The organism is Dapis brunnea BLCC-M229 (assembly GCF_050015995.1).
Lineage (GTDB): Bacteria > Cyanobacteriota > Cyanobacteriia > Cyanobacteriales > Microcoleaceae > Trichodesmium.
This window is the reverse complement of sequence record NZ_JBNHEP010000183.1, coordinates 37,670-55,959: the sequence shown is the minus strand read 5'-3', so window position 1 is coordinate 55,959 and position 18,290 is coordinate 37,670. Positions and strand designations below refer to the sequence as shown.

At 38.1% G+C, this 18,290-nt stretch carries 12 protein-coding genes; 6 read left to right on the top strand and 6 right to left on the bottom strand.

What is annotated here, in order from left to right; genetic code table 11:
* Both ACP6PM_RS21200 and ACP6PM_RS21195 read right to left on the bottom strand, forming a co-directional pair.
* The coding region (locus ACP6PM_RS21200; protein ID WP_426588125.1) for a hypothetical protein at positions 1-243 on the bottom strand (243 nt) is incomplete at its 3' end.
* Positions 244-300: 57 nt separating this feature from the next.
* On the bottom strand, positions 301-1,566 hold the full coding sequence (locus ACP6PM_RS21195; RefSeq protein ID WP_426588124.1) for a phthiocerol/phthiodiolone dimycocerosyl transferase family protein: 1,266 nt from the start codon (positions 1,564-1,566) through the stop codon (positions 301-303).
* A 324-nt stretch (positions 1,567-1,890) separates the two neighbouring features.
* Between ACP6PM_RS21195 and ACP6PM_RS21190 the strand changes: the two genes are divergently transcribed.
* Positions 1,891-3,066 (top strand): U32 family peptidase, encoded by a 1,176-nt coding sequence (locus tag ACP6PM_RS21190; protein ID WP_426588122.1) that lies wholly within the window; start codon positions 1,891-1,893, stop codon positions 3,064-3,066.
* 28 nt (positions 3,067-3,094) lie between these two features.
* The gene (locus ACP6PM_RS21185) at positions 3,095-3,817 is read left to right on the top strand and encodes a Uma2 family endonuclease (RefSeq protein WP_426588120.1); all 723 of its coding nucleotides are present in this window, start codon (positions 3,095-3,097) and stop codon (positions 3,815-3,817) included.
* 243 nt (positions 3,818-4,060) lie between these two features.
* Here the strand turns inward: ACP6PM_RS21185 and ACP6PM_RS21180 are convergent, their stop codons facing one another.
* Positions 4,061-10,696, bottom strand: coding sequence for an amino acid adenylation domain-containing protein (locus ACP6PM_RS21180; RefSeq protein WP_426588119.1), 6,636 nt, complete (start codon positions 10,694-10,696; stop codon positions 4,061-4,063).
* A 188-nt stretch (positions 10,697-10,884) separates the two neighbouring features.
* On the opposite strand from ACP6PM_RS21180, the gene ACP6PM_RS21175 reads away from it, so the two are divergent.
* The 3 genes from ACP6PM_RS21175 (at position 10,885) to ACP6PM_RS21165 (ending at position 13,620) form a co-directional block, all read left to right on the top strand.
* A complete protein-coding gene (locus tag ACP6PM_RS21175; RefSeq protein WP_426588117.1) occupies positions 10,885-11,832 on the top strand; it encodes a DMT family transporter in 948 nt (315 codons plus the stop codon).
* Between the two features lie 924 nt (positions 11,833-12,756).
* Entirely contained in the window at positions 12,757-13,125 is a 369-nt protein-coding gene (locus ACP6PM_RS21170; RefSeq protein WP_426588115.1) for a translation initiation factor, read from the top strand.
* A gap of 306 nt (positions 13,126-13,431) precedes the next feature.
* Complete coding sequence (locus tag ACP6PM_RS21165; RefSeq protein WP_293096957.1) at positions 13,432-13,620, top strand: hypothetical protein; 189 nt, start codon at positions 13,432-13,434, stop codon at positions 13,618-13,620.
* Between the two features lie 373 nt (positions 13,621-13,993).
* On the opposite strand, the gene ACP6PM_RS21160 is transcribed toward ACP6PM_RS21165, so the two are convergent.
* The 3 genes from ACP6PM_RS21160 to ACP6PM_RS21150 all read right to left on the bottom strand — a co-directional run bounded on the left by ACP6PM_RS21160 (position 13,994) and on the right by ACP6PM_RS21150 (position 16,293).
* Entirely contained in the window at positions 13,994-14,221 is a 228-nt protein-coding gene (locus ACP6PM_RS21160) for a hypothetical protein (protein WP_426588113.1), read from the bottom strand.
* Between the two features lie 220 nt (positions 14,222-14,441).
* The gene (locus ACP6PM_RS21155; protein ID WP_426588111.1) at positions 14,442-15,299 is read right to left on the bottom strand and encodes a M28 family peptidase; all 858 of its coding nucleotides are present in this window, start codon (positions 15,297-15,299) and stop codon (positions 14,442-14,444) included.
* A gap of 121 nt (positions 15,300-15,420) precedes the next feature.
* Complete coding sequence (locus ACP6PM_RS21150; protein WP_426588109.1) at positions 15,421-16,293, bottom strand: EamA family transporter; 873 nt, start codon at positions 16,291-16,293, stop codon at positions 15,421-15,423.
* Positions 16,294-17,173: 880 nt separating this feature from the next.
* Between ACP6PM_RS21150 and ACP6PM_RS21145 the strand changes: the two genes are divergently transcribed.
* A complete protein-coding gene (locus tag ACP6PM_RS21145; RefSeq protein ID WP_426588107.1) occupies positions 17,174-17,920 on the top strand; it encodes a PEP-CTERM sorting domain-containing protein in 747 nt (248 codons plus the stop codon).
* Positions 17,921-18,290 lie beyond the last annotated feature (370 nt).

The window sequence follows — 18,290 nt, the reverse complement described above, 5'->3', positions numbered from 1 at the left end:
TAGTTGCTCTTGGCAGTTATAATCATTCCCTACCCCATCATATTGAGTGGATACAATTTTTTCATCTTGGGTAGCAGTTGGATAATTAGAGCAATTTTCTCTCATGTTGACTAGAAAAATTCTGTCTTCTGTTCTCAGCATAAGTGCCTTTAAATCTCTGTTTTCTCTGTTAATGAAAACTGCTATAACTTCTAGCTGTTTTGTATTCTTAGTAGCTTTTGAGTTATATTGGTTAGAGGACATTTTTTTACTCCTTTCATAAAAAAAGGAGTTAAACCTGAATCGCCATAAAACAATAATTTAATAAGTTACACAAGATAATATAGATATAGTTGAATTAACTAAAGCATTTACTGTATCTTGACTAAGAATTGGTTGAGAGTATATAAAGTTCAAAATCATTTTATTTTCAAAGGTTGAAACAGCAACAGAAAAAACACTTCCTAGAACATTTAGAGATACAGCATAACTAATTTTTTCTAGTTTAAATAGACCATAGTCTGATGAAATTTTTACCTTACCAATATTAGTAACAAATATAGAAAAATAACTCCGCTCAGGATTATTTAAAATATACTTTGTTCCTTCACGATAAGATAAAATTACATTGTAAATTTCTGGTGTTTTTAATCTAGCTTTAATTTGTGATTTTACCTGTCTCGCTAAATCCCAGAATGATGTTTTATTATTAACAGTATGAAAAGAATTTAAAGCAGAAACCAACATGGCAATATTTTCATCACCAATAGGTGGATATACTCGTCTTCTAATATCCACAGAAGAACGACAACTAAAATAAAAATCCTTGTTTTCTTTTTTCAATTGTTTAGCTAATGCTAACATCATTGCCGAACATATTGCTCCATGAACTGTTGATTTTTCTTGTCTAGAGCGCTCAATTATCTGTTCAGTAATATCCGTATTTAGCTGTTTTTGAATTAATCCACAGCGACGTTGTTGATGAGGTACATATTTTTCAAAAGGAAGTGTATCAATTTGTCTGTTTAATTTGGGTAATTCTTCATTTTCAACAGTGTAATTAGCAATTATTTTTTCCAGAGATTGATAACTTTCCAACTGATTAACTTGAGTAATTTGATAATTTGATGCGATTTTATGACAAAAACTAATAATCTCTGAATGTAAGTAAATACCACACATTGCATCTGCAATTGCATGATGAATTGTAGTGATTAAATAATTGTTTGTGCTTTTTTCACTTGCTTTAATTAGAGTAGCTCTAAGCAAAACTTTTTCACTATCAATTTTTGTACTTAATTCATTAATAACAAGAGTATGCCAATATTCTGGAGATGGATTCAAAACAACTTTTAAAGGTATTTGCTTTGTACCTTCAGTTTTAAACATTAAATTATCTAGCACCTCTACAATATGAGAATTTAATCGAGGATGACGAATTTGCACTAAATCTAGGGATTTTCTCAAAACTTCTCGATCTAGAAATCCTTTGATTTGACTAATTATTACCACATTTAATGAATTGGCATAGCGATTAAAAAGTTCCATACCTTCTTCCATAGCAATAAGCTTTCTCTCATCAACCATATTTTCATCCTAATTAAATAAATGTTAAAAAAAATGCGGGACTAATCGATTTTAGCCAGGCTAGCAATAGGCGAATATTGCCTTCTTTAACCAGTTGTTCAAACCTAGATTTGTTGATTTCTGCCAAAGCTCTTGCTTGCCCTAAAGTCAGTTTATCAGTTTAAAATAGCATAATCGCAATTTCTAGTTTAAATTTGGTTTGTGTCATGCCACAGGAGGTTAAGGTTGAATCGGGAATAATTACACTCATGGTTGTTGGTTAAAATTGAGTTACTATAGTTTTTGATTTGATTACAAATAATAATATAAGAGAAATTTTTTCCCATGCAATTTAACACTTTTGTCTCATCCATCAACGACTTAAAAAGATCCGTCAACGCTCCTAATTTACAAGAGGTTTTGCTACAACCAACCCTCCTTGCAAAACAGGGGCAACTCTCACCACAACAAACACAGTCATTAGCATCAACCGCAACAGAATATGGTTTGCGTCCGGTATTGGTGTGGGATATTTTGATGCCAGAAGAAGTTATGAACCAAATTTGCCAACAACTGACTCAGTGGGATATGAGCAAATTTCTAGCAGTACGGGTTGCTGATCCAGGAGCAGCTTGGTGGTTGAAAATTCATCATCCGAATATAGCACTACAGTTGATTGTAGAAACAGGTAATCACAATTTAGAAGCTTTGCGGGGTTGGTGTGAGATTTTTTCTGACTCTTTGGAACGTTTGATATTATCTATCGAACTGCCAAAACAAAAATTGATTGAATATTGTCAAACTCTCCCCGTTGCTTGTGAAGTTTTGGGAGTGGGGCAAATTTTGTTGTTTTATTCCCCACGTTCCCTACTGTCTCGACATTTGTTAGACTCTGACTCAGAAGAAAAATTTCCCCTGCAAACTACTGTGTCATCAGAGGATAGCAATAACCGACCTTTCCCTACTTTGGAAACAGCGCACGGTACATTTATGTTTTTAGATAAAGACCAATTTATTCTGGATAAACTTGAGGGTTTACAAAACGCTGATTTACATACAGTTTGTATAGACTTGCGACATTTGGGAAAAGATGGTGATGTGGCAGTAGATGTTGACAAAATTTGTTCTCAGATTTTAACTGACCCCGTTTCTTTGCGGAAAAACTGGGCTAGACCGACGCGATCGCCTTTTTTTAATGCTAACCGCACTACTTCTATATTTTCGCGGATGAAGTCTAAGCACAAGTTAGTTCAATATCGACAAGAAATTGGTTTAGCTGAGGTTTTAGCTGGAGAAAGTGGAAATTATGTTGTGTTTCAAAGTTTGCGACCTTTTGCCGTTACTCAAATAGAGAAAATTATTATACCTACTGGAGAAGAAATTGAAATTCCTGCAGAAATAGTATTTCGGAACTTAAATGGTGAGATAGTTGAATCATGCGATCGCGAACAAATATTAATTACAGACTGGATTAAAAAAGCGATGCCAGGTTCATTATTGTTAGGTAAAAATCAAGTTTGAAATGCTATAATTAAAAGTACAAAATATTATGGGAGGCAAGATGGTTTCTCAACTAGAATCTGAGCTAGAATCTCCAAAAAAATCAACTATTATTTATCCAGAAAGTGATGGTAAACCTATGGCAGATAACACCAAACAATTTCGTTGGATAACAGTTATCCATGGTAATTTAAGCTGGTTATTTGCCAATGATGAAATGGTGTTTGTGGCAGGAGATTTACTTTGGTATCCGGTAGAAGGAAGTCCGAAAATTACCCAAGCTCCTGATGTGATGGTAATTTTTGGAGTGCCGAAAGGCGATCGAGGTTCCTATAAACAATGGGAAGAAAATAATATTGCGCCCCAGGTAGTATTTGAAATCTTATCTCCTAGCAATACTCAAAAAGAGATGAGTAAAAAGTTGTTATTTTATAACCGCTACGGGGTAGAAGAATACTATATTTATGACCCAGATAAAAATGAATTAAGTGGTTTATTGCGCTCAGAGGAAAATTTAGAAGTGATAGAATCAATGGATAATTGGGAAAGTCCGAGATTAGGTATTCGCTTTGATATGTCTGGGGAAGAATTACAACTTTATCATTCTAATGGGCAGATTTTTCAAAGTTTTGAACAAATCAAGGAGCAGTTACAACAGAAAGATGAACAGTTACAACAGAAAGACGAACAGTTACAACAGAAAGACGAACAGCTACAAATTTTAGCTGCAAAGCTACAGGAAATGGGTATTAACCCAGATGAATTAACATAGCAAATAGGGAGGAAATTAAATCTAAAGTAATTATTTCCTCCCACTATTTTTATGAATCAGCGATCGTTATCAATAATATCAAACATCTCAAATTATCTAAATATCATACAAATTAAAGAAAAATTAAAGTTCGTAGTAAGGCTTCAGCCCTATCTATAATTAGGGCTAAAGCCCTACTACAAACAAAAACTTTTTTATTACTGATTATCCGGACATGATATAACTGTTCAACCGGAAATGATATCAATTGAACTGTTCAAGACATAATTTCAAAGTTTCAGCTAACACTTGAACATGAGGTTCTCTCAACATGGTACTATGATTACCAGATAAGATATGAACATCAACGGGTAAGCTAGAAAACTGACTCCAACCCCAAGTCTCATCAGTGGGAAACTCGCCAAACATTGCCAGTTCTTCGCTTAAGGTACTGGTACGCAACAGGGTAATCCGTCCTTGATAGCCCACCTTTGGAACATAACTGAGAAAAGCTAGTTCATCAGCTTTGATAGTCTGGATAATTCCGCGTACTAATTTACGATCAGAGTTGTCGGGCAATAAATTGACCGCTTCCATTCGCAATTTCAAGTAAGATAATTGCCCTTCGTAATCTAGAGAATCAAGAGTTGCCGAGTCAATTGACAGACTTTGACCAGATAATGATTCTATAATCGACGCAATAACAGTCAACCATTGAGTGTCATTCCAATCTAGCTGCTTTGGGGTACTGTTAGCAAACCGTGCGGGATGGTCTAACAGCGCAAGTAGGGCGACTTTTTCCGATCGCTCTTGTAACTGTTGTGCCATCTCGAAGGCAACGTCAGCCCCAAAAGAGTGACCTCCCAGTAGGTAAGGGCTGTGTAACTGAATTGTCTGTATCGCCTCAATGTAGTAACTGGCGATGTCTTCAACGCGCTCGAAAGGAATCGATACTCCATCTAAACTAGGAGGTTGCAAAGCGTAAAAAGGATGTTCGCGGAGCGTCTCCCCAGGAGAATCGCCTCTTAGATGACGCGCCAATTGGTGGAAATACACGACATTTCCGCCTGAACCGGGCATCCAGAAGAAAGGCAAACCCTCACCGTCTGGTTGAATGGCAACTAAGGGAGACCAAGATTGGTCAGTAGTTTCTTGGTGCATAAGCATGGCTAACTTTTCAACTGTCGGACTTTGGAATAATGCTGCTAAAGATAGATGTTTGCTAAATTTTTGCTCTATCGTTGCCATCAAGCGCACCGCTAACAGGGAATGACCTCCTAAGTCGAAGAAATTATCCCTCACTCCGATGGGAGCAACATTGAGAATTTCCGACCAAATTTGCGTCAGTTGCAGTTCAAATGCGTCACGAGGAGCAATAAAATCTATTTTAGTTGGGAGACTGGAAGGATCGGGTGCTGGCAAGTTATGGCGAGAGACTTTTCCATTGGGTGTTAGGGGTATTGCTTCTAATCTGACAAAAGCTGCTGGCACCATGTATTCCGGTAGTTTGGTTTTCATAAAATCCCGTAACTCTGGAACTGTGGGTGGTTTGGTGTTAGCTACTATATAAGCTACCAGGCGTTTTTCACCAGGTATATCTTCTCTGGCAATGACTACTGCTTCTGTTAATAGCGGATGTTGGGTTAATACTGCTTCAATTTCTCCCAACTCTATTCGGAAGCCCCGAATTTTGACCTGGTTGTCAATGCGACCAAGAAATTCGATATTACCGTCTGGCAGATATTGAACTAAGTCTCCAGTTTTGTAGATTCGTACTCCTTTTTCCTGGGTAAAAGGATTAGGGATAAACTTTTGGTAGGTTAAGTCAGGGCGGTTTAGATAGCCTAGAGCTAAACAAATACCACCAATATGCAATTCTCCTGGTACACCAATGGGAACGGGTTGGAGATTTTTGTCTAGGATATAGGTTTGAACATTAGCAATAGCACGTCCTATTGGAACTTCTTTCTGGAGAGCGATCGCTGCCGTTAGTTGGCATATTGTTGCCCCAATTGTGGCTTCTGTTGGTCCGTAAGAATTAATTAGTTTCGGATAGTCGCCAACTTGCTTGTGCCAGGTTTTCACAGCTTGCGGAAGCACTTGTTCTCCCCCAATAATCACCAAGCGCAGTAACTGGGGTAGGTGTAAAGCAGCGGTTTCTAGTTGGCTAGTTATTTCCTGCCAATAAGCTGTCGGCAAATCCCAAACGGTTATGCCCCATTCCTGAGATTTTTGCACGAATCTAGAGACAGAACTTAACATCTCATCGGTTCGGAGGACTAGAGTTGCACCAGCAGTGAGACATGAGTAAATTTCTTCAGCAGCTACATCAAAGCTAATTGAAGCAAATTGCAGGAGGCGATCGCTATTTTCGATCTCGTACTCAACCTGAATCGCTTGGACAAAGTTGCTCAAAGATTTATGCGCGATCGCTACTCCCTTTGGTTTACCAGTTGAACCAGAAGTGTAATTTACATAAACTAGATTATCAGGTTTTACTAGGTTAAGAAGATTCTCCTGATTGAAACTGCTAATTTGCCTCCAATCGGTATCCAGACATATCACTTTTGCATCACTTAAAGTTAGGGAATCAACTAACTTTGACTGCGTTAATAAGACTGACAATGACGAATCCGCAAGCATATAGGCAATGCGCTCTTGAGGATAAGTTGGATCTAGCGCTACATAAGCTCCACCTGCTTTGATAATTCCCAACAATCCCACTACCATTTCAATAGAGCGTTCTACACAAATACCCACCAATACTTCCGGTGCCACCCCTAGAGATTGCAAATAATGTGCTAATTGATTAGCTCGATTATTTAACTGCCGATAGGTCAATTTCTCAGATTCAAACACCACCGCTACTGCATCTGGAGTCTGTTCTACCTGCTCTTCAAATAACTGATGAATGCACCGATCCAGGGAATAGTCTACTCTGGTATCGTTCCATTTTACTAATAACTGATGCCATTCCTGAGCAGTCAATAACGGTAATTCGTCAATTCCCAATTGTGGGTTATTTACAATTGCTGCCAACAACACCTGGAAATGCCCGATCATCCGGCGAATCCTTGCCCCATCAAATAAATCGCTATTGTATTCCAACTCTCCTTTGATTCCGGTAGATGTCTCCTCCATTTCCAAGGTGAGATCGAATTTTGCCACTCCACTTTCTACTTCTAATATCTGACAACTCATACCCGGCAATTCTAGCGTAACATTCTGAGCATTTTGCAGCACAAACATTACCTGGAATAAAGGACTATGACTGAGATTACGTTCTAGTTGCAGAGCTTCCACTACTTTCTCAAAAGGCAAGTCTTGATGTCCGTAAGCATCCAAGCAGACTTTCCTGACTTGATGCAATAATGAAGCAAAACTGGGATTGTTTTCCAACCCGATCCGTAGCGCTAGGGTATTGACAAAAAATCCAATTAGTGGTTCTATTTCCGAGCGGTTGCGATTGGCAATGGGAGAACCGACGACAATATCGGATTGCCCGCTATAGCGATAGAGTAAAGTAGCAAATGCTGCTAACAGAGTCATAAATAGAGTCACCCCTGCTGTTTGACTTAACTGCTTTAGCTTCTGAGTAAGTTCTACATCTATCTGAAAGAACTCTCGACTCCCTCGGAATGTTTGCACTGGCGATCGCGGTCGGTCTGTTGGCAATTCTAATAGAGGTGGCACCCCAGCCAACTGTTGCTTCCAGTAATTAAGTTTACTTGAGAGGACTTCCCCGCTTAACCACTGACGCTGCCATAAGGTAAAGTCAGCATATTGAATTGCTAATTCTGGTAAAGGTGAGGATTCCCTTTGCACAAATGCTTGATATAAAGTTTGTAACTCCTGGTAGAATATTCCTATTGACCATCCATCCGATACAATATGGTGCATCGCGAGCAAAAGTACATGAGATTCTGGAGACAGTCTCAGCAGCATGACTCGCAACAATGAGTCTTGCGATAAGTCAAAGGGTTGTTGCGCTTCTTGTGTGGCTAACTGCTGAACTTCCTCTGCTTGTTTGAGTTTTGATAAATGCTGTAATTCTATAACTGGAAGGGCGATTTTAGCTACAGGAGCAATCATTTGAACTGCAGTACCATTCTGAATCTTAAACGTTGTCCGCAAGACTTCGTGACGACGTACTATTTCTGTTATTGCTTGCTCTAGAGCTATTACCGCCAGCTTTCCATCCAGGCGCAATACTGTTGGTATATTGTAAGTAGCGCTTTTACCTTCCAGTTGATCGAGGAACCACAGTCTTTCTTGAGCAAAGGATAACGGTAATGTGGCTTCCCTTGACACCCGGACAATAGCAGATGCTTTTAATTCCGATCCCTCTTGCCTTTCTATTAGTTTTGCGAGTTCTGCTATGGTGGGAAATTCAAATACATCCCGTACTGGTATTTCTACACCGAATACTCCTCGGATGCGAGAAATTACCTGAGCTGCTTTCAGGGAGTGTCCCCCCAATGCCAAGAAGTTGTCATGGATACCGACTTGTTCTAATCCTAGAACTTCATTCCATATCGTGGCTAGCAGTTCTTCTGTAGGTGTTCCCGGTGCTACAAAAGTGTTGCTATTTACCAAAGCAGAAACATCTGGCGCTGGCAAAGAACGGCGATCGACTTTCCCGCTTGGTGTCAGGGGTATTGCTGCTAATCTAACAAAGGCAGAAGGCACCATGTACTCTGGTAGCTTTCCTTGCAAGAATTTGAGTAACTCCTGGACTGTGGGTAGCTCTGTCTTGGTAACTATATAAGCTACCAGACGTTTGTCACCAGGGACATCTTCTCTAGCTATGACTGCTACTTCTGGAACTAAAGGATGTTGAGTTAATACTGCTTCTATTTCTGCCAGTTCAATGCGGAAGCCTCGAATTTTCACCTGGTTGTCAATGCGACCGAGAAATTCGATATTGCCATCTGGAAGATAACGTCCTAAGTCGCCGGTTTTGTATAAACGAGAGGAAATTTCTGGGTTAAAGGGGTTGCTAATAAATCTAGCATTAGTTATTTCCGGTCGATTAATATAGCCCCGCGCTAAACACACCCCACCAACATACAATTCTCCAGCTACACCGATGGGAACTGGTTGTAGAAACTTATCCAGCAAATAAATTTGCGTATTAGCAATTGGACGACCGATAGCAGGCAAAGTTGGCCAGCATTGGGGAGAACTTGGCAAAGTCAAGGCCGTTACTACATGGGTTTCCGTGGGTCCGTATTGATTGTGTAGTGTACAATTAGGTAGTTTAGTGAAGAAGTTAGCGATCGCCCTTGTCACTTGCAACTGTTCCCCTGCTGTAATCACCTCTGACAAACTCCCAGGTAGCAAATTAAAACTTTCAGCAACTTCGGTTAGTTGTTGTAAGGCAATAAAAGGAAGAAATAGCCTTTCTACTTCCTGGGTTGCCAGCAATTGCAGCAAAGCTACCGGTTCTCGTCGCACTTCCTCTGAGATTAAAATTAGAGTTCCGCCCCCACACCAAGTAGTAAATATTTCCTGAAAGGAAACATCAAAACTCAAGGGAGAAAATTGCAGAGTTTTCGCCTTTTTCGAGATGCTGGTATGTTCTAGCTGCCAACAGATAAGATTTACTAACGCTCCGTGTGTCATCCCTACCCCTTTTGGTCTTCCTGTGGAACCGGAAGTGTAGATCACATAAGCCAAATTTTCTGGTCTAACGCTGTTCAAAAGATGGTGCGAGCTTTGGCTGAAAATTACCTCCCAATCTGTATCTATACTGATAACCCGTCCTTGATAATCTGCTAATTGAGGAATTAATTGGCTTTGAGATACTAATATCTCTGCTTGAGAATCCGAAAGCATAAAAGCTAAACGCTCTAGAGGATAGGCTGGATCTAAAGGAACATAAGCACCACCCGCTTTAAGTATAGCCAGAATTGCCACGACCATATTCAGGGAGCGCTCCATACAAAGTCCCACTAGCACATCTGCTCCTACTCCTGACGAGCGGAGGTAATAGGCTAAGTTGTTCGCGCGATCGTTCAATTCCTGATATGTCAGTTTTTCTGACTCAAATACAACAGCAACTGCATCGGGAGTCTGTTCTACCTGCTGTTCAAATAATTGATGAATGCACTGATCCGATAGATACTCTGTTGCGGTATTGTTCCATTCCACCAATAACTGATGCTCCTCCAATTTTGTCAGCAGCGGTAATTGGTTAACTATTAATTGTGGGTTGCTGGCAATTGCTTCTAACAACACCTGGAAATGTCCGGCAATCCGGGATATCGTCTCCGACTCAAATAAATCTTGATTGTACTTAAATGCTCCGCCAATACTATCCCCAGTCAATTTCATTTCTAAAGTCAAATCAAACTGACCTTCTTGCTGGATAATATCCCAATCTTCATCAGTCAGTTCTTCCCACTTGAGATTACGACATTCCATTTTACCAGAGTTTAACCGAGGATCTTCGACTGCAAAAACCACATTAGATATGGGCGCTCGACTCCCATCCCTTTGTGGCTGCAATTTCTCTACCAACAATTCAAAGGGATAATCTTGATGAGCGATCGCTCCCGCCACTTTTTGCCCCACTTGTGCTAAAAATTCAGCAAATGTAGGATTACCGGAAACATTGCTTCGTAAAACCACTAAGTTAGTCAATTCTCGTTGCTTCTTTTCCAAGAAAGGAGATATTACTAAAATATCCTCTTGCCCCGTGTAGCGATAAAGCAGAACTTTGAATGCTGCCAATAGCAGAGTGTAAAGGCTGACTTGCGACTCTTGTGCCAGTTTTAGCAATTTTCCGCTCAGTTCCCTGCTGAACTTAAAGCTAATGTTGTCAGCCCAACTTTCCGGAGCCAATTTGTAGAATAACCACAGGGCTTTCTGGCCTGATGATAAAGGAAACTTGTTCACTCTTTTCTCCATAATGCTGCTTCAGTATAGTAATATATTTACAGCGCTTTTCAGATTGATGAACCACATCGTCACAATCAAAACCCAGTAGGGACGTTCCATGGAACGTCCCTACTGTGGTCTACTGAAATGAAAACTGCTGTAAGAAATTAGCAAACACAACTGACTACTGACAACTTACCATAACAATGACAAAACAATTAGAATTAGCTTCAGAGGAAAAGAGCAGAACCACAAGGGCAATAGTGGCCATCATAGGTGCCCTCATCATCCTTGCTTTCATGCCAATCTTCATCCGAGTCAGCGAAAGCGAAATCAGTCCTAATGCCACGGTATTTAATTTTTCTTGGATAGGAACCGTATTCCTTTTGCTATGGAATGGACTCTTAACCCTAAAGTCCAGAGAGTCTGTTAACTCAAAACCCATTGAACAATCTCCTTATACTCCTAAAAACTTGGTATTCTTGCTAGCTATAGGGTTATTTACTACAGCTATAGGAGTGCTGTGGAGTTGGTCTTTAGTTAAAACTAGCGTTGCTAACTCAGAGCTACTCCATAGTATTACTCCTTTATTTGCGGTCTTGGGAGGAGCAATATTTCTTGGTCAAAAGTTCGATCGCTCCTTTGTCATTGGAGTAGGAATAGCGCTCGCAGGAGCAGTAGGTATTGGACTTGATGATATCTCAATTGCTCCTAGCAAACTAGAAGGGGATGGACTAGCTATACTCTCTGCCATTTTTTGGGCTGTATCTTTACTGGTTCAGGAAAAACTGAGGACTCACTTTAGTGCAACTACCATTGTTTTTTGGTGTTCGGCACTGAGTACTCTTTTCATTTTACCCATTATTCTTGTGACTGGCGATCAACTTTTTCCCTATTCTGGGAACAGTTGGTTAAGCGCAATTTTTATCGGTCTGGGGGGAGTTCTCAATATGATTTTAACAGCCTATAGCCTCAAATGGTTATCTTCAGGATTAGTGTCTACTATTCTGCTTCTTAATCCAACTCTGACCGCTATATTGGCTTGGGCGATATTCTCAGAAACCTTAAGTATGCTTAATTTGTTGGGTTTTGTTGTTATTTTGTTAGGTATCTACCTGGTGATCTCAAGTGAAGGAGGAGTGAAGACGACGTAGAAATATATTTACGACCCAGATAAAAATCAATTAAGTAGTTTTTTGCGCTCAGAGGAAAACTTAGAAGTAATAGACTCAATGGAGAATTAGTAAAGTCCGAGATGCCGATACTATAACAGGATCGGGACTTACGCAAATTGACTTTTCAACCACCATCTTGTAGGGGCGAATGGTATTTGCTAACGCAAAGCTCCCCTAACGCCCTTGCCATAAGTAGAGTCTCTGCGTAAGTCCTGATTACTAGAGATTAATCGCAAACATTTATCATGCATGATATAATACTTAGGAACATAAATTAAATAAGATCAGAATTTTCTGGCTTGTACCTGGAAAATTTATTAAGCATAATCAATTTTTTAAGGTTTTATTTTCAGGACTTACGCAAATACACTATATATAGTGTATGGCAAATATAGCGATTTTAGGAATAACTATTTATCATCTAAAACATCAATTATTGTCTAAATATCTAGTATCTGAACTTAAATATCCTACAATTAAAATGACTGCTGTTTAAGTTTTTATGAATTGTTTATAATCAGCAAAGCTTGGCGATCACTAAAAAAAAATATAGCGTTGGCGGAGCCTAGCGGTAGCTATATCGCTCTATTTACCATGCCCTATATATAGTGTCTTTGCGTAAGTCTTGATGGTGAAGTAGTTGAGTCATGCGATCGCGAACAAATCTTAATTACAGACTGGATTAAAAAAGCGATGCCAGGTTTATTATTGTTAGGTATAGCTGAAGTCAGAAGTTAAATTATTATCATAACCCAGTTTCTCTGTAATTCCTAATATAATTATTCTGGTCAAGGGAATAGTGGGAGCATCTTGCTCCCATGAAGCGGAGTTATTCATCCCCATGTACCATAACAACCTTTAATGTTATACTAACTAAAAATTCGATTATATGGCTTTAAAATTATGCCTAACTCCAAACGTAATTCCTCTGATAATAAAAATGCCAAAGGCGATCGCATAGTTTATTCAGAATTTGGTAATAATGCTACTTCTCCAGCAACAGAAAGAGCATTACCAAACTTACCGCCAAATCAACAAAATTTAAGAGTACAAGCATCCCGCAAAGGTCGTAAAGGAAAAACAGTTACTATTATTAGTGGGTTTCAGTCAAACTCAGAAACTTTAACAGCTTTACTCAAACAACTTAAAAATCAATGTGGCGCAGGTGGAACTCTTAAGGATAATGAAATTGAAATTCAGGGGGAACATAAAGAAAAGTTACTGGAGGTTTTAACTAAATTGGGTTACAAAGCTAAAATTAGTGGAGGTTGATTTAATCAAAAAATAATCATTGAAGGAGTAGGGGCAATTTATGAATTGCCTCTACAAATTTTTGTGACCTGTTCTATCAGTTTGATCGAGGGAGTTAAGGTATTTTAGAGATGATTAACTTCAACACCCCTGTAATTAAGAAAATTAAGAAATATCTACAGTTCCACTGTAGATATCTATCAGCAAAGCATTAATTATTCAAGATCGAGTTACCAATAATATTTATGGAACTAAGCGGAATTTGGATTTTGGCTTTGTAAGTTTAAATAGGGAGTAATTAAACTTATATTATTGGAGAATATATAAATGTTTAGAACAGTTGCTCTAGTTTTACTAGGAACCTCTGTTGGTTTTGGATTTTCTATGGTAAGCGATGGTAATGGGTTTGCGATTAAAGTACCTCAAATAGAAGCAGGAAAATTAGAATGTCGTTGGTTACCTGAAGATACCTCTAACAAATCTTTCAACAGACAATTCTTGGAACCAAGGTATTAAATTTGCTCTGAACTGCAGTTGATTAACTATAATTAATATCATGTGCTGCCTCCTCCGGGGGAGCTACCCTATCGTTCATTAATTGATAATGGATAATTACCTCTCCCTAAAACGGATTGGATTGACGCGGAGCGTGAAAATTTTTTCTGATCAAGGGGAGATTAGATATGACGAGGAGACCTCGCCATCCCATCCTACTCCATGCTCCACTAACGACCGCTCTCTTGGTCGATTGGATATGGCGTTTCGGCTAAGAGCCGACATGAAAAGCGCAGCGGCTCTGAAAGAGCGGGAGACTTCGCCATCCCATCCTACGGAAAGCTCCGCTAACGACCGCTTGTTTCTCCTTTAAAGGAGAGGCTTTTTACCTTAATTATTCGGTAAAATACTTATAATTAGGCGTTGCTGAACCAAGGGATGAATCTTTGCACAAAAGGTAAATTCCATCTTTTACTTCCTCTTTCTCTAAAGCTATAATTGCAGGACGCAAAAGACCTAACGCCCCCCACACTCCCGACACTCCCGACGCTCCCGACACTAATTTATCCCGCAAATATGCAACGCCTATAATTAGATTCGTTGTTGCGCTAACTACGCCCAAAATATATCTAGGAGTGCTAAAGCGCTCCTACAAACAAAAACTTTTTTGATGGCAAATGATATAAAATCAGTTTAAAGACTAAAGGGAAGCAATCTCTAAGACCTTGGGATTGCTTCCTTCCACATCGTTACTTTAATTAATCCTCATAATATCTTTTGCAACTGAGATTTTCTGTACATAACTATAATTTATAATTTTTAAATTCTTCCTACTTTATGATTTACAACATACTTCTCATAGCTGTCATTAATCCTTGACAAACTCCTGTGAGAAAATCTAAATCTAAAGTGTCAATAGTATCACTTTTTTGATGATAATTAGGATTTCGCATATTTGCAGTATCGGTAATCATTATAGCCTTATATCCTCTATCCCAAAATGGTGCATGGTCACTGCGACGAGTATCGGGAACAATTAAGCCTCGATTTGGCACTGGCAACCACTGACAATTAGTTCCTATTTTATTTATCTTTCTACTTATTTGGAACATATCAATAACTGTAAATAAATTACCGATTAATGCAATGAAATTACCCTGGTTTGGATAAAAATATTTTAATCCAGGAGGATAACTTTGGGAATTGGGAGTAGAGTCACAATAACCAAGCATTTCCAAAGATATCATTAGTCTAAGTTGCTGTTGTTTTTGTTTAAGTTTTTCCGCATAATGATGACTTCCTAATAATCCATATTCTTCCATATCAAAAGCAATTAAACTAACAGGATATTTCAAGGGTTGAAAAGAGAATTCTCTAGCTAATTCTAGTAAAACTGCTACACCAGTAGCATTATCATCTGCTCCTGGTGTACCTAGTACTGTGTCATAATGAGCGCCAATTAATATTGATGGTAACTCTAGTTTTTTATTGTTGTTCAAAGAGGGTAAATTTAAGATTAAATTTTCATGGGTTTTGCCTCTCACCTGAAATTTATCAATTTCTACATTTCCAAACTGTGATAATTGCTGATAAATATATTTTCTGACATAAAAATGTCCTGTTGATGCTAGATATGGGTCGCGATCGCGCACTATTTCTTTTAGATGATTTTGTAATCTTGTTTGTAAGTCAAATGTCATTTCAGTTATCAGTTATCAGTAACTCCTGTAATAAGCAGAAGGCTTGAAATACGGAATATTCTTTTTTTATCCCCTTAAAATAGGAGGCTGAATACCATAAATTTTCGGTCATTTTTTTTTATTAGAGTTGTTGGGAAATAGTAATGAAAAATACTCCTGATACCATAATTACTGCACCTAATAATCGTTCTTTAATGCCTTTTTCTTTGAGAATTATTTTTGCCAAAAGAACGCTAAATAATGCACTGGTTCTTTTGACCGAAATTACATAAGCAACAAAAGTTAAATTTATAGCTATCATTTGACATCCCATTGCTACGGAATTAATCATACCATAGACCCCTAATTTCCAGCCACCAGTTTTTAATTTGTATAGATTCTGATGGGATTTATATAAAACAATTGGTAATAAGAAAATTGATATTGTGAAAAATACGGAAATTCCCCAAAAAATAGGTGAAGAATTTTGCACGCCTACTTTATCAAAATTAGCGCTAATACTCCAAATAAAAGCTACTAACAGAGCTAGTCGCGAACCTTTATCAGTAGTTATTGCTCTAAAAGGAGCTAAATATCCTTTCTGTTTCTCTTTAAGATTTAATAGATAGGAACCTACTACAATTAATAAGACGCCAGTCATACCCAGTGGTTGAGGAAATTCTCCCACAATTAATGGGGAAGTTACTAACAAAAATAAGGGACTAAAAGTGGTGACAGGAGCAATAATTGATAAGTCAGAAATTTTAATAGCTCTGAGATAAAGGATGTAGGCGATCGCGTTCAAAGAACCACTGACTAATAGAGCCAACCAAAAATTATTTCCTAACTGAGGAATGTCAATTAAAAATAATAGGGGACTCAGAAATAAAGAGGTAAAAAATGTCAGACTACATCCAATAATATACTCGTCAAAATTTTTTAGTTGTGTCTTGTTATAAACATCTTTCATCGATTGAATAAAAGCTACTGAAGTAGCGAAAAAAAGCCAAGGCATTAATTATTTTCCTGCTTAACTAAAGAATTTTGCAATAGTAGTGGCGGGTTCCGCATTAAATTCATCTTGCTCAACATTAAATTAAATGAACCCGCCCCCAATGATATTAATGCACAAAATTACTATTGTAGTAGACTGTTTCATCTTAAATTTTGCAATAGATGTAGGTTGGGTTGAGGGACGAAACCCAACAACAATCTTTCTCCCCTACTTCCGTACGGACGTTGCATGCAACGTCCCTATCCTACTCCCTAATGCACTATTTTAGGTGAAACAGTCCAGTCGTGGCATGACACAGCTAAAACTGTGCAATTGAAAAAACCCACTCTTGTCTGTTGTCTTTTGTCTGTGTTGGGTTTCACTATCGTTCTACCCAACCTACATTTTTAGTCGTGTCATTCCACTACGTTCTTTTTCCACAGATGTCTAATTTATGATGCGATCGCCTATTTTTGCGTATAAAGTAAAAAATATTACTACTTTATATTGCGTACTTAAACTGGCATGAGATTTTTTCGCCTACCGAATATCACTAATATAATTAGTAAAATAAATTACATATAAGCACAAGTGCTTACACGAGTGATACTATTTTTTAGCTGTTCCTATACAGTGTTAGAGTTAAATATTATTTATCCAAAAGCCTTTTATAGTAAAGCTTTTAGAATATCTACGTATAGTCAATTCATTATTTAACTCAAAAAGCAGTAATTAATCTCATTTATTATTATGATTTTCGTCACAGTATAAAACTTTAAAAATTTATAAAAATAGATACAAGGACGCAGGCGGTTCATCTACAACATAACAGTGGGTGTTAGTGAAATATGGCCTAGTTCAAAAATCAAAGTAACTAATTACACGAACACAAACTAAAACCATGATTAATAACATTGTTAACTCTAAATTCTTTGCTGGTTTAACTGCTACAGTTGCATTCACTGGCGTAATGGCTAATGCTGGTGTTGCTAATGCTCAGAGCGTAACGTTTACAGATACTTTTGAGCTAGCACCAACAGATATTACAGATGCTCTCTTATCAATCGAAAAATTCGACGATCAGGATGGTCGTTTTGATCTTCTAGGTGTCACAGTCGGCTTTGATGGACAAATTGTTGGTAATGCTTCAGTAGAGAGTCTGGATGCACAAGCTCAAACTTTAACTTTTAGTCTTTCTGGTCTGTTAAAGTTACTTGAGCCTACTGATAGTCTCAATAACCCTTTGTTTGAAGAAACAGTGAGTGCATCAGATTCATTTGATGCAACTGCTTTTGATGGTAGTGTAGACTTTGGAGGTACTTCTGGTCAAGCCTTTAGTGGACTAACAGCTACACTAAGTGGAGAGAACTTTTATGATGACCAAGGTATATTAGACTTCTTCACTGGTGATGGTGATGTAAATTTTTTATTCTCTGCTAATACTAATTCAAATGTAACAGGTGCAGCTAATATTGCTTCTATCATTTCTACACAAGCTGGAGCAGGTGTTAGAGTGACATATGAATATGAAGAGTTTACTGGTGATGTTAAATCTGAGAAAGTACCTGAACCTTCTGCGATACTTGGTTTAGGTTTATTTGCTGGAGCAGGTATTTTATCCAAAAAGAAATTAACCAAAAAGGCTTAAGTCAAACAAATTTTTCAAAATAAAGTCCTGATAATTCCCCACCACTTCAAAGATTATCAGGATTTTATTTAAAATAAAGTTATCTTCACAAGAGCCTCTTAGTTATGAGTGGTTCTTTTTGTTGTTTTTCCAATATTAAGTAGGTGAGCAACATTAGAGGGCGGGTTTTGAGAACTAGATGGTGTTTAGGTTGAACCCGTCCCTAAAATTTTTTAACTTTAATTAGAGCTACTGGACTGACACAGCTAATTATGCTTACTGAGAAATGCTATATAGAATCAGGCTGAAAAGTCGTCATTGTGAGGATGGGAAATAATCTAGCGCCACTCCTGAGATTGCTTCGTTCCACTCGCAATGACTTAAAATAACT